Origin of the sequence: Nitrosovibrio sp. Nv6 (assembly GCF_900110495.1) — a bacterium.
Classification (GTDB): domain Bacteria; phylum Pseudomonadota; class Gammaproteobacteria; order Burkholderiales; family Nitrosomonadaceae; genus Nitrosospira.
Genome location: NZ_FODX01000006.1, coordinates 1 through 12,888, shown reverse-complemented (window position 1 = coordinate 12,888; position 12,888 = coordinate 1). Strand labels below are relative to the sequence as shown.

The 12,888-nt window shown below is 51.8% G+C and carries 13 protein-coding genes; 2 read left to right on the top strand and 11 right to left on the bottom strand.

The window, feature by feature from the left end; translation table 11 throughout:
• Window positions 1-77 precede the first annotated feature (77 nt).
• Both BMX66_RS11925 and BMX66_RS11920 read right to left on the bottom strand, forming a co-directional pair.
• A complete protein-coding gene (locus tag BMX66_RS11925) occupies window positions 78-635 on the bottom strand; it encodes an SCO family protein (protein ID WP_090882492.1) in 558 nt (185 codons plus the stop codon).
• A 25-nt stretch (window positions 636-660) separates the two neighbouring features.
• Complete coding sequence (locus BMX66_RS11920; RefSeq protein ID WP_255398939.1) at window positions 661-1,374, bottom strand: SURF1 family protein; 714 nt, start codon at window positions 1,372-1,374, stop codon at window positions 661-663.
• A gap of 61 nt (window positions 1,375-1,435) precedes the next feature.
• Between BMX66_RS11920 and BMX66_RS11915 the strand changes: the two genes are divergently transcribed.
• Window positions 1,436-1,630, top strand: coding sequence for a twin transmembrane helix small protein (locus BMX66_RS11915; protein WP_090882490.1), 195 nt, complete (start codon window positions 1,436-1,438; stop codon window positions 1,628-1,630).
• A 33-nt stretch (window positions 1,631-1,663) separates the two neighbouring features.
• Here BMX66_RS11915 and BMX66_RS11910 read toward each other — a convergent pair whose 3' ends face one another.
• The 5 genes from BMX66_RS11910 to coxB form a co-directional block, all read right to left on the bottom strand.
• Window positions 1,664-2,512, bottom strand: a complete 849-nt coding sequence (locus BMX66_RS11910; protein WP_090882488.1) for a cytochrome c oxidase subunit 3 — start codon at window positions 2,510-2,512, stop codon at window positions 1,664-1,666.
• A gap of 31 nt (window positions 2,513-2,543) precedes the next feature.
• The gene (locus BMX66_RS11905) at window positions 2,544-2,750 is read right to left on the bottom strand and encodes a DUF2970 domain-containing protein (protein ID WP_090882485.1); all 207 of its coding nucleotides are present in this window, start codon (window positions 2,748-2,750) and stop codon (window positions 2,544-2,546) included.
• On the bottom strand, window positions 2,751-3,308 hold the full coding sequence (locus tag BMX66_RS11900) for a cytochrome c oxidase assembly protein (RefSeq protein WP_090882483.1): 558 nt from the start codon (window positions 3,306-3,308) through the stop codon (window positions 2,751-2,753).
• A gap of 116 nt (window positions 3,309-3,424) precedes the next feature.
• The gene (gene ctaD / locus BMX66_RS11895; protein WP_090882481.1) at window positions 3,425-5,005 is read right to left on the bottom strand and encodes a cytochrome c oxidase subunit I; all 1,581 of its coding nucleotides are present in this window, start codon (window positions 5,003-5,005) and stop codon (window positions 3,425-3,427) included.
• A 16-nt stretch (window positions 5,006-5,021) separates the two neighbouring features.
• The gene (gene coxB, locus BMX66_RS11890; RefSeq protein ID WP_090882479.1) at window positions 5,022-6,158 is read right to left on the bottom strand and encodes a cytochrome c oxidase subunit II; all 1,137 of its coding nucleotides are present in this window, start codon (window positions 6,156-6,158) and stop codon (window positions 5,022-5,024) included.
• Between the two features lie 1,268 nt (window positions 6,159-7,426).
• On the opposite strand from coxB, the gene BMX66_RS11880 reads away from it, so the two are divergent.
• Window positions 7,427-7,999 carry a redoxin domain-containing protein gene (locus tag BMX66_RS11880; protein WP_090882475.1) on the top strand — a complete coding sequence of 191 codons (573 nt, stop codon included), beginning with the start codon at window positions 7,427-7,429 and terminating at the stop codon, window positions 7,997-7,999.
• A gap of 128 nt (window positions 8,000-8,127) precedes the next feature.
• Here BMX66_RS11880 and BMX66_RS11875 read toward each other — a convergent pair whose 3' ends face one another.
• Genes BMX66_RS11875 through lolA form a run of 4 tightly spaced genes read right to left on the bottom strand, consistent with a single transcriptional unit; the run spans window position 8,128 to window position 12,327 of the window.
• Complete coding sequence (locus tag BMX66_RS11875; protein WP_255398938.1) at window positions 8,128-8,928, bottom strand: DUF6781 family protein; 801 nt, start codon at window positions 8,926-8,928, stop codon at window positions 8,128-8,130.
• Window positions 8,929-8,981: 53 nt separating this feature from the next.
• Window positions 8,982-10,346, bottom strand: coding sequence for a serine--tRNA ligase (serS, locus tag BMX66_RS11870; protein ID WP_090882474.1), 1,365 nt, complete (start codon window positions 10,344-10,346; stop codon window positions 8,982-8,984).
• A gap of 48 nt (window positions 10,347-10,394) precedes the next feature.
• On the bottom strand, window positions 10,395-11,711 hold the full coding sequence (locus BMX66_RS11865) for a replication-associated recombination protein A (RefSeq protein WP_090882472.1): 1,317 nt from the start codon (window positions 11,709-11,711) through the stop codon (window positions 10,395-10,397).
• Window positions 11,704-12,327, bottom strand: coding sequence for an outer membrane lipoprotein periplasmic chaperone LolA (lolA, locus tag BMX66_RS11860; RefSeq protein WP_090882470.1), 624 nt, complete (start codon window positions 12,325-12,327; stop codon window positions 11,704-11,706). Before lolA ends, BMX66_RS11865 begins: the two co-directional genes overlap by 8 nt.
• Between the last annotated feature and the right edge of the window lie 561 nt (window positions 12,328-12,888).

Here is a 12,888-nt window from a genome sequence, read left to right as displayed (position 1 = left end):
CAGCAACTGCCAGAAAATTGCGGGCCGTTGCAGGTAATCGGCTTTCATATCCAGATTTTCATTGCGTTCGGCAAGCCTCAGTGCCTTTTATCGGTCCCCATTGCATGTTCCAACTGGGATACCTTGAGCAATCGTTTAATATCCTTTGACATCTTTTTCGGATCCGGATCCTTGGGGAAACGCATCATGAGATTTCCGATAGGATCAATAACGTAAATGTGGTCGCGCTGCGAAGTTTTCCCTGGAATCGACTTGAGCAGGTCACTATCCTTCGCGTTGATAAACCACGTGCCTTCAAATTCCTTCACGAGTTCAGGCGAAGGTAATTCGCCGTCATCAATCAGCCATACCCGCTCTATCCGTTCCCTTTCCGCGTTTTGTATCAGGCGCACCTGGCGCATGTAATACAGTTTCTGGCGGCATTGCTCGTCACATTTTCCGGAATCCACCGACACCAGTGCCCATTTGCCTCGAAGGTCACGCACACGGAATATGGTCTGGTCAGTGTAGTTCAATCCGGTACCCGTCAAGGTCTTGACTTCGAGCAGGTCGCCGTAATTATCGGTGCCAGGTCGTACGTTCCCGAAAAACAGCGCATAAGAAGCGATAATAGGCGCGCACAACAGTACGAACATTAAAATCAGCGTGCGCCTGCTTTTGTTAGGAACGCTCTTGTTTGACACTTAACACCAAATAAATAATCAATACAGCGAGCGCCATCGCGAACCATTGAAAGGCATAACCCGTGTTCTTGCCAGACCCCGAACCCGGCCGCACCCACTCGCGCACCAAACCGTCCTTCACATCGTCCGTTTGCAATATCATTACCGGCTGCACTGCTAACCCGGTGGCGCTTCGATAGCGCTCAAGATCGAGATTTTCCCAAACCTGTCCAGCTATCATTTCCGTTGATAGCTCCAGTGTTTTCTGATTCGCTGTCGTCGCGACTCCCGAGACAACTACCGGGTCGTCGGGCGTAGCTATTTGCGGCAATTTGCTACGGTCCCGATCCGATACTATCCAACCCCGATTTACCAAAACATGCATTGAGCTTGTTCCAATTCTCAATGGGGTGATCACGTTATAGCCAACCAACCCCTTGTATATTTTGTTATCAAGATAAATCGTGTGCTCGGGAACGTACTTTCCGCGTACCTCGACCCGGCGGTATTGAAAATCTTCCAGCTTGACTGGAACCGCTGACAGCGCTACGGCCGGTTCCCGCGAACGGAGATCAAGCTGCTCCTGCCGTGATTCCTTTTCCCGAGCGCGGGAAAGTTGCCAATTGCCAAGTTGCACCATTATCACTATGACAACCGCCGCGGCTATCGTTGACCATAATCGCGGCGTAAACCGCCAGCCTAAAATAGTCATTGGATAGTGTGCAGAACTCCGCTAAACTTAATCCTAAACGCCATTATTACAGGGACTGATCTTGAAAATCTTTGCTGCTCTATTCATGTTTTTTATCCTTGCCAGCCTGGCGTCCGCCATGTATTACCTGATCAAGGACAAAGGACAAGGAACACGGGCGGTCAAGTCCTTAACCCTGCGTATCGGACTGTCGGTTCTTTTGTTCGCATTGTTAATGCTCGGAACTTATTTCGGCATCATACCGCTAAGCCAATGATAGGCTGAATTCGCGGTATGAGTGCGCAAGCCGTTATATCAACCAGTAAACGAAAATGAACAGTCCGAGCCAGACCACGTCCACGAAGTGCCAGTACCAGGCTACTCCCTCAAAGCCAAAGTGATTCTCAGGGGTGAAGTGTCCCTTCAGCACACGGCAATAGATGACGAACAGCATGATGGAACCCAGCGTCACATGGAAGCCGTGGAAACCCGTCAGCATGAAAAATGTTGCGCCATAGGCGCCACTGGACATTTTGAGATTGAGGTCGGAGTAGGCGTGGCCATACTCATACGCCTGCAGGCCGACAAAGAGAAATCCCAGGGCGAATGTGAGAAACAGTCCCAGTTTGAGCTGTCCGCGCTTGTTCAGCTTGAGCGCCCAGTGCGCCCACGTAACCGTCACCCCCGAGGTCAGCAGCAGAACGGTATTGATGGCTGGGAGACCCCACGGTCCCATGGGCATGAACTTTTCGGTAATGCCGGGACCCGCGGTAGGCCAGTCCCCCGTGAAATCCGGCCATAGTGATTTATGCTCCAGGTCGCCAAGCTCGGGAACAGAATATATCCGCATGTAGTACAGCGCACCGAAGAAGGCGGCAAAAAACATGACTTCGGAAAAGATGAACCAGCTCATCCCCCAGCGGAAGGATTTATCCACCTGCTGGTTGAACTTGCCGCTTTCGCTTTCCCGTGCGACAGTGCCAAACCAGCCGAACAGCATATAAATGAGTACGGCGAAACCAAATGCCAGCAACCCGTAGCCCAGCGGCATCTTATTGACTGAAAATGCCGCGCCGAAACCCATGAATAACAGCGCTACTGACCCGGTGATAGGCCAAGTCGATGGCGCTGGAACGTAATAGTGACTCCCCTGGCTCATGCTCTTTCTCCTGCGTGTAATTGATTAATCTCTAATTTGTTACTACTTTAACCAGCAATATCAAGGTCAGAACAAAGAGGGTTGCACCTATAAGACCGCCAATTATCACTTGCTTCGGCGTTAAGTTGCTCGCGTCCATGTCTAGATCGCTCTGCTTGCGCACCCCGAAAAAAGCCCATGATACTGCTTTTGCTATTTGCCAAAACGTCGCCTTCTTGTTTTTTTCTGCCGATGTCATTCAGCTCTGATTCGTTTTGGTAACCAAATTTGCAGCGTTGGCACCCGCCAGTTCGAAAAAGGTGTACGAGATGGTTACGGTGTTGACGTCAGTTGGCAAACCCGACTCAATGACGAACTGAACCGGCATCTGCCGCGTCTCGTTCGGCTTTAATACCTGCTTGCTGAAACAAAAACATTCGAGTTTCTTCAGGTGCTTGGCAAGCAATTGCGGGCTGTAGCTGGGTATTGCCTGACCGTTGATCTCCCGGTCGGAATTGTTTTTGACTTCATACATCACTTCCACCAATTCGCCGGGATGTACACGCAAGCTGGACTGGAGGGGCTTGAACTGCCAAGGCAGCCCCTGGATATTGGCATCGAGCTCTACCGTCACCCACCGGGTAGTGTCAACTTGTGGGTTCTCCGCAAGTGTATCCGCCTGCAACAGGTTGTTGAGACCTGTGACCTCGCAGATCTTTTCGTAAAATGGGACCAATGCAAAGCCGAAGGCAAACATCACTACTGTAAAAATCAGCAGCTTTTTCATTACTACGGAGTTGGCTTCGATTGTATTCATCACAAGTTTTTCACAATGACGGCAACGAAAATCCCGACCACGATCACCAGCAGAAAGAGGGCTGTCCTGATTGCACCACGCCTTCTCTCTGCGTTATCCCTCATATCAGCCCCTGTTTACCTGACAACCGGGGGTGTTTCAAAGGAGTGATACGGCGCGGGTGATGGAAGAGTCCATTCCAGCGTCTTGCCCCCTTCCCAGGTTTTAGCAGGTGCTTTTGCCCCACCGCGGATGCATTTCAGTACAACATAGAGGAACAGCAACTGGCTCAGGCCGAAGCCGAAGGCGCCGATACTGGAAATCATGTTGAAATCCGCAAACTGCAGTGCGTAATCGGGAATACGGCGCGGCATGCCCGCCAATCCCAGGAAGTGCTGGACAAAGAATGTAAGGTTGAAGAAGATCATGGTCAGCCAGAAATGCACTTTTCCTAGCGTCTCATCATACATGTGTCCGGTCCATTTCGGCAGCCAGTAGTAAGCTCCGCTAAATATTCCGAACAGCGCACCCGATACCAGTACGTAGTGGAAGTGCGCAATCACATAGTAGGTATCCTGCACCTGAATATCTATCGGGACAACAGCACATATCACGCCGCTGAAGCCGCCAAGAGTAAACAGGAAAATAAAGCCAATGGCAAACAGCATGGGCGTCTCGAAAGTCATGGAGCCGCGCCACATGGTGGCTGTCCAGTTGAATACTTTCACCCCAGTGGGCACCGCAATGAGCATCGTTGCGTACATGAAAAAGAGCTGTCCGGTTACCGGCATGCCCGCGGTGAACATGTGATGCGCCCAGACGATACACGACAGGATGGCAATCGAGGCAGTGGCGTAAACCATCGACGAATATCCGAACAATGGCTTGCGCGCAAAAGTCGGGATGACTTCGGAGACAATGCCGAACGCCGGCAAAATCATGATGTAGACTTCCGGATGCCCGAAGAACCAGAAAATATGCTGGAACATCACCGGATCGCCGCCGCCTGCTGCGTTAAAGAAGTTGGTGCCGAAGTTGCGGTCGGTCAGCAGCATGGTGACCGCGCCCGCCAGTACCGGCATTACCAGCACCAGGAGGTAGGCGGTGATCAGCCAGGTCCAGACGAACATCGGCATTTTCATCAGCGTCATACCGGGCGCGCGCATGTTCAGAATGGTCGTGATGATGTTGATTGAACCCATGATGGAAGAAGCACCCATGATATGGATCGCGAAGATTGCCATATCCATGCCCATGCCCATCTGCACGGATAGCGGCGGATAAATGGTCCAACCACCGGCAGGGGCTCCACCCGGTACGAAGAACGAGCTCAACAGCAGCAGGGCCGCCGGCGGCAGCAGCCAGAAGCTCCAGTTGTTCATACGGGCGAAGGCCATGTCCGGAGCGCCGATCATCATCGGAATCTGCCAGTTGGCAAATCCGACAAAGGCCGGCATGATGGCGCCAAAAATCATTATCAGCCCATGCATCGTGGTCAGCTGATTGAAAAACTCGGGATTGACAATCTGCAGGCCGGGCTGGAACAGCTCGGCGCGGATAGTCAGCGCCATCACCCCACCCGTCAGGAACATGATGAAGCTGAACCACAGATACATCGTGCCTATATCTTTGTGGTTGGTTGTCATCATCCAGCGCATCATGCCGCTGGGATGATGGTCGTGGGCGTGCGCAACGTCGTGATCGTGTACTGCTGCCATGGTTTCCTCCTTGATGCTATTTTCTGAATTCGTTGATTTCCGATGGCTGCACTACGTCGCCTGCCGCATTACCCCAGGCATTGCGCTCGTAGGTGACCACCGCCGCGATTTGTACATCCGACAGATGCTTGAATGCAGCCATTGCCGTGCCAGTCTTGCCGTTCATGACGATGTCGATGTGGCCTGCCTTCGGACCCGTGGCTACCTTCGATCCGTCCAGCGCGGCAAATGTGCCGGGAATACCCTTGCCATTGGCCTGATGGCAGGCAACACAGTTGGCGGCATACACTTTCTCGCCTTCGGCTTTCAACTCGTCCATCGTGAATTCCTTGCTGACATCCACAACTGCCGCAGCCGATTTGCTCTTCTGTTCCGCCACCCATTGGGTATATTTTTCAGGCTCCACTGCTTCCACCACGATCGGCATGAAGCCGTGGTCCTTGCCGCACAGCTCCGCACACTGCCCGCGGTAGGTGCCGGGCTTGTCAATCGTGAACCAGGCGTCGCGTATGTAGCCGGGGATGGCGTCCTGCTTGACGCCCAATGCCGGTACCCACCAGGCGTGCAGGACGTCGTTGGCGGTGATGATGATGCGAACCTTCTTGCCGACAGGCACTACCACGGGGTTGTCCACTTCCAGCAGGTAGTTCTCCTCCTTGGGCGAGGCATTCTCTATCTGCGCCCGGGGCGTGGCGAGGTTGCTCAAGAAGCTGATCCCTTCCCCTTCTCCCGTCAGATAGTCATATCCCCATTTCCACTGGTACCCGGTGGTCTTGATGGTAATGTCAGGACTGGAGGTGTCCTTCATCGCGATGATGGTCTTGGTGGCAGGAAAAGCCATTCCCACCAGGATGAAGAACGGGATGATGGTCCAGATGATCTCGACCGTGGTGCTGTGATGGAAGTTTGCCGCTTTGTAACCAACAGACTTGCGGTGCTTGAGTACCGAATAAAACATGACGCCAAATACACCAATGAAGATCGCCAGGCAAATCCACAAAAGCATGGTGTGCTGATCATATATCTGCCTGGCTATGATCGTCTGCGGCTCGGGCAAATTCAACTGGTAAGGATCCGCCGCCGCCATCCCCAATCCGGAATACAACGCGATCGCCATCATCCCCACTATGCTTGCTGCTGCTTTACTGCTCATATTTCCCCCCACTTGATTACTGATTACAGTACGAGCCAATAATTCTAAAATTCCACAATGTGTGACCGGCCTCACGGACTGGCTTCCAGATCATTTTTTGCTTAGGTCGATACCGCCAGACGGCGGACGCAAGTCTCTTCATTACCAGATCTGTCCTGCGTAAATAGCCATGTTGCGAACGTCGGTAATTGTGTTATTCTATAGTTTCACTATGGTTTTTTATGCTGGCTTTATGCGAATTTCAAACACTAAGAATAACGGCATTTACATAAGTTCCGGGTTTCAACTAAAAACATAAAAAATTATGCACCGCCATTATTCGAACCTGAACAATAAATTCCCTGGTTGATACTAATACCGCGTTCATCAAATCGGGAATCAAGCGGAAGCCCACGAAATGGATATATGTTTTCATCATGATCCATTTTATGTTTTTTGCTTATCTTCTTAATCAAAACGCATGACTTGAAGCGTCACTTAAATCCATGTATTACCTGGTCTTTCGGCTATATTTCCGCTTTTTTCCATTCAAGCTGATCCAGCTTTTCAAAATTTTCCGGTATCCGCTTTAATTGGTCGCCGAAACACCACTACTGAAACGGAAAAATTCTACCACACGGGAATGGGGCGTACAAGAACGAAACATGATCCTGGCAGCCGGTACCAATAATGCCCTTATTCTAAAAATCGGTATTTTCCCCTTTTCCAATTGTGGTGATTTTACCCTATTTGCATTGTGGTGATTATCAGCCATCAAACTCAAATTTACTCACTTGTCATTGCCGGATCCTCTGACCCGCATCGGAACAGATTCCGATTATCTACCGCCACATGAATGACGGCGCTCCCATTTTTGGAGTTTCAAAATACGACCTGGAGTACGACCCAAAGCTGGGCTCGTCATAAGGAAACGGGGCGGTTTCGCAATGGCGCGGTTCCAGTCAAGCGACCGGCAAGCGCCGACATATGCGATCGCGAGCGGAAACCGCTACTTTCAGGACAATTTTCCCGGTATCGCCGTACCGTTAAGGACGAAAACGGTTTGCGGCCAAACTAATATCGACGGGGCAATACTTCGACTCATTTGCCCCGGCTCCTCCCGCTTGACCGGTACGAAGAAAACCTAGCCCTTGTTTCCTGTCCTCTCCTTCGCCCCTCGCCCTTGGGTTTTTAAGCACACATCCGCCAAAATTCGTCCCGCCCCGCTATTAGGACTTATTCAGCCGCTCGCTTATAATAGTAAACGGATTATTTTTGAGAGTATAAAAATGGCGGAAACAAACAAGAGTATCAGGGCAAGCCTGGCGCCGGAACTGCAGACATCGGGTTGGCTTAATACACCTCACCCCCTTACGCTCGCCTCATTACGCGGTAAGGTGGTTGTGCTGCATACCTTTCAAATCTTCTGTCCGGGTTGCGTACAGATCGGTATTCCGCAGGCCCAGAAAATATATCAGGAGTTTGATCCCAATCGCGTAGCGGTGATTGGACTGCACACGGTTTTCGAACATCATGCCGTGATGGGGCGTGAGGCGCTCGAGGTTTTTGTGCACGAATATCGGCTGCGCTTCCCGATTGGTATTGATAAATATGAAGACCAGCCACAAGGCATTCCCCTGACCATGCACGCCTACCGCATGCAGGGGACGCCCACCCTCATTTTGATAGACAAAACGGGCCGCATCCGTTTGCATAAATTTGGACACGTGAGTGATCTCACAGTCGGATTTTCCATTGGCGCATTACTTTCCGAAGAAATTGATGAATCGGCAAGCCCGCCGGAAACAGGTCCGGCAATCGCGGAAAATCGAGCCTGCGATGAAGATGGGTGCAGCATCTGATTTGCATATCAGCGTAGAGCAATGCCAGGGCTCCCTGTAATTGCTTTAAATGCCGCAGAGCAAGCGTGCATTGGGACGTCCAGGGGTCTGTCGGCAGGACTTCGCTGAGCAGCCAGCCAAAAAATCTTTCAACTCCGATTTCCTGTGGGCTTATCCTCTGGTTTAACGCGCTCTGCAATGCCCGTGAGAACGCCAGCAGCCGTTTGGCGCATCAGATTGGTGATGGCATGAGTCAACTGTAAGCCCGCTTCAAGCTGATTTTGTCCGGCCAAGGTCATCTGCCGGTTGAAAGTCAAAAGGGTATCCTGCAACGCAGAACCGACAGCTGTCCCGTTGCGCTTCGCGTGCGTCACAAGATCACCCAAGGTTTCCTTCACCAGATCCTGAGCAGCGGAAGCGGATCCCTGCAAGACATCCAGGAAGAGATTTTCAACACCTTCCAGATCGGTGCGGACCCGCGTAAGCTCCTCATCTGAAAACTTTTGCGCACGGCCTGCAGCCTCCTCCAATGCCAGTTTCGAAGCTTCGGCGAGCTGCGCCAGTGCGGAATCCAATCCAGCCACGGCATCGCGCATAGGTTTCATGGCGGTTTGCGTGTGTAAGGGTGATTGTTGCAGCTTTTGCTGTGCTCCTTCGCGTACGCCTTTCATCACAGCTGTCATAACGTGCCTCAGCGATTCCCGATCCTGGTTTTGCGTACTCAGGGCTCTCACTGTCAGATCCCGCACTTCCTGCCGAACATCACTTCCCTGAGCCATCGTGTTGCGCACTTCGGCTTCCAGCGCGACTGCCGTTTTGTTCGAAGTTTTACCCGGCGTTTTACCCGCTGCTTTGCTTGCGGTTTTGCCTGCAGTTTTACTCACGGTTTTGTCGACCTTTTTGCCTGCGGTTTTGTCAGAAGAACCTTCGCCACCAGATTTCTTCTCCATGATAGTTAAACCCCCCTAAGATTAAAAAATTTATATGGTTTACTATTCATTTATCATGCGGTCTGTGCTGTGAGCCGGCCAAGGCCACCCATATAATCCCGCAGAACCTCAGGAATCGATACGCTGCCATCCGGATTCTGAAAATTTTCCAGAATCGCGACGAGCGTTCTTCCCACGGCCAGCCCCGAGCCATTCAGGGTATGCAACAGCTCCGGTTTGCCTTTCTCATTGCGAAAACGCGCCTGCATGCGCCGTGCCTGAAACGCCTCGCAATTACTGCATGATGAAATTTCTCGATAGGTATTCTGTTCCGGCAGCCACACCTCGATGTCATACGTTTTGGTCGCCGCAAAACCCATGTCGGCCGTGCAGAGCGCCATTACGCGATAAGGCAGTCCGAGTTTCCGAAGAATCGTTTCGGCATGCCCGGTAAGCTCTTCCAGCGCTTTGTAAGATCGTTGGGGATGCACGATTTGCACCAGCTCCACCTTCTCGAATTGATGTTGCCGGATCATCCCGCGTGTATCTCTACCATAGCTCCCGGCTTCCGAACGGAAGCACGGGGTATGCGCGGTAAGTTTAAGGGGAAGCGACTCAAGAGCAACAATTCGATCCCGTACGATATTAGTGAGCGGTACTTCGGCAGTAGGAATCAAATACAAATCGTCATCTTCATACTCACATCGGAGGTTGCTCGATAACGGAGCATGCCCCTCATTTCGCGGAAGAGATTCGACCATACCCATTTTTTTCCGGGGGATCTCGAACAAATCATCCTTGAATTTAGGCAACTGTCCGGTGCCTTGCAAGCTATCCGCATTGACCAGATATGGCACATACGCTTCAGTATAACCATGCTCCTGCGTATGGATATCCAGCATGAACTGCGCCAGAGCGCGGTGGAGGCGTGCGAGGCCGCCTGTCATCAGGCTGAACCGTGCACCGCTGAGCTTGGTCGCGGTTGGTAAATCCAGCAATCCCAGACTCTCGCCTATGCTGACATGGTCTCTCACTGCAAAATCGAACGAGCGCGGCGTTCCCCAACGGCGCACTTCCCGATTATCGGCTTCGCTTTTACCCTCAGGTACACTGCTATGCGGCAGATTGGGAATTTGCAGCAATATATGCTGCAATGCCGCTTGTGTTTGTTGCAGCCGAGTTTCCGCCTGCCTCAGTTCGTCGCCGAGATGAGCCACCTCCGCAAGGATGCTGCTGGCATCCTCTCCTCTGCTCTTGGCATTACCGATCTGTCTCGATGCAGCATTTCGCCGCGCCTGCAGTTCCTCGGTATAGGTCTGAATATTCTTTCGTTCCGCCTCCAGCGCGCCGAATTCCGTCAAGGGAAAAACATAGTTGCGCGTGGCGAGGAGTCTTGCAACATGGTCTGGATGGGTGCGCAACAACTGAATGTCTAACATGCTTACTCCGAAAAAGCGGGGGCCGGACAACGCTTCATTCAAATGCCCTTATTTAGAATTTTTATTCGCCTGCTTGTCCATCTCGCGCAAATGCGCCAGCCTTTCCGCAATTTTACTTTCGAACCCTCGTGTTGACGGCTCATAAAATCTCGTTGCCGGCATTCCTTCAGGAAAATAATTTTCCCCAGCGGCATAAGCCTCGGGATCGTCATGAGCATAACGATAGTCTCGCCCGAAGCCCAGTTCCTTCATCAGACGGGTAGGCGCGTTACGCAAATGCTCCGGTACGCGACGCGACTTATCGGCACTAATAACAGACCGGGTTTTATTATAAGCAACGTAGGCGGAATTGCTCTTGGGCGCACAAGCAAGATATAGCGCTGCCTGCCCCAGCGCCAGTTCGCCCTCCGGACTGCCGAGACGTTCGTATGTCTCGGAGGCGTCCAAGGCTACCCGCAGCGCACGCGGGTCGGCCAACCCGACATCTTCCACAGATGCTCGAACCAGGCGCCGGGCGATATAGCGGGGGTCCGCCCCTCCGTCCAGCATGCGGCACATCCAGTAAAGCGTGGCATCGGGATTGGAGCCCCGCAGGGATTTATGCAGCGCCGAGATCTGGTCGTAAAACTCATCTCCACCTTTGTCAAACCGGCGCCCGCTGCGAAAAAGCGCGCTCCGCACATATTCCACCCCTATTTTTGTAATTCCTTCGGTTACCGCCGCGGTTTTTATTTGTTCAAGAAAATTGAGTAGCCGCCGGGCATCACCGTCTGCATATTCGATCAATAACGATCTGGCATCATCCGTAAACTCCAGTCCTTGCAATGCCAGGTTCTTTGCACGCTCGAACAGGATAGCGAGTTCATCTTCCGATAAGGCCGTTAGCACATAAACCTGTGCCCGTGATAACAGGGCACTATTGACTTCAAACGAAGGATTCTCGGTAGTTGCGCCAACGAACGTCACCAATCCCTGTTCTACAAAGGGTAGAAAGGCATCCTGCTGCGCTTTATTGAAGCGATGAACCTCATCCACGAACAGAATGGTGTGGCGTCCCGACTGCTGCAACACGGCCCGCGCCCGTTCAATTGCGTCACGAATATCCTTGACCCCGGATAACACTGCCGAAAGCGCGATGAACTCCGCATCAAACGCCAATGCCATGAGCCGAGCAAGAGTGGTCTTGCCAGTGCCAGGAGGTCCCCACAATATCATTGAATGCGGCTTGCCCGATTCAAACGCCAGACGCAAGGGCTTCCCGGGACCAAGCAAGTGTTGCTGTCCGACAATGTCTTTCAGTGCATGAGGACGCAAGCGTTCCGCAAGCGGCGCGGCAGGCTCGCGCTGCTCGAACAGGTCAATCACTGATCACATCCGCCCCCTCAGGGGGACTGAATTTGAACAATTCCTGTGGAAGTTTGGGGTTTCGTTCCACCTCCGAAAATGTAAGCACCGTGGTCTGGCCAAAATGATCGCGCAACTCCATTGCCTTTAGTATGCCTTCTGGCGTAAATCCCAGGCGGACCCATTCGAACGTACTTTCCTTGGTTTTGGGTGTGGCTTCAAGCCATTCGATACCGTCATCCAGGCCCATTTCAGCAAGATCAAAGCTTTTCTCGATATCGCTGCTTCCCGCGAGCAATGCGGCTGGACTGCTGCCGATAGCGACATCAAGCTTGCGGACGGTTACCTGATTGAGGTCATGATCGTAGAACCATATACGGTCACCATCGCCAACAATCAGTTGCTCGTACGGTTTCTCGTAAATCCATCGAAATTTACCCGGGCGCTCGAATTGCATCGTACCGCCCCCTCTTTGCACCACACGTCCGTTTTTATCGAGAACCATCTGCGAAAATGCCGCCCGGACAGTTCGCGTATTCTGCATAAAATTCTTGAGACTGCTAATCGCGCCAGCCTCGGCAACAGAAACAAATAAAAAAAACATAAAAAAAAACCAGCAGCGGTCTGAAAAATTCATGAATATTTCCTATAATCAAGGACAGTCAAAAAAACGCTTTAGCGACGTAGATAAATTTCGGCTGCACTCAACCTGAATCCGGCAGAATTGCTGTTCCTCGCAATCTGAAGGGGCACTGGTTTATTGGCCTGAGGCGGTGATTTTATCCGCTCTTTACCGGAAGCATAAACGTCCTCGCGCTTTAGCACAATCATCGAAGGATATCGGTTCTTGTAGTTCTTGTAGCGGAGTAAACCTTTGCGGGGAGAGGAGGTTTAAAGGTTTCTCAGGTGGTGCTAAGGAGTGGGTGTGCAAAACCTGCAAAAAACCAGATCGAAGAAAAGCGGAACTCTTTTGTAAACAGGAAAGTCTAAAATTCGCTGGCGGAATATTATTTCCGCCAACTGAATGTTGACTTTTATTTTCAAGTTCAAGTATTGGTCACAGGAGGAAAACGATATGGCAACAACACTAGGAACGTCAAGTAAGGCGAAGTCGGGCGGTCGGGATTACGACATGTCGCTGTGGTATGACTCAAGGTGGTACAAGTTTGGACTGATCACCATGCTGGCGGTGGCGATA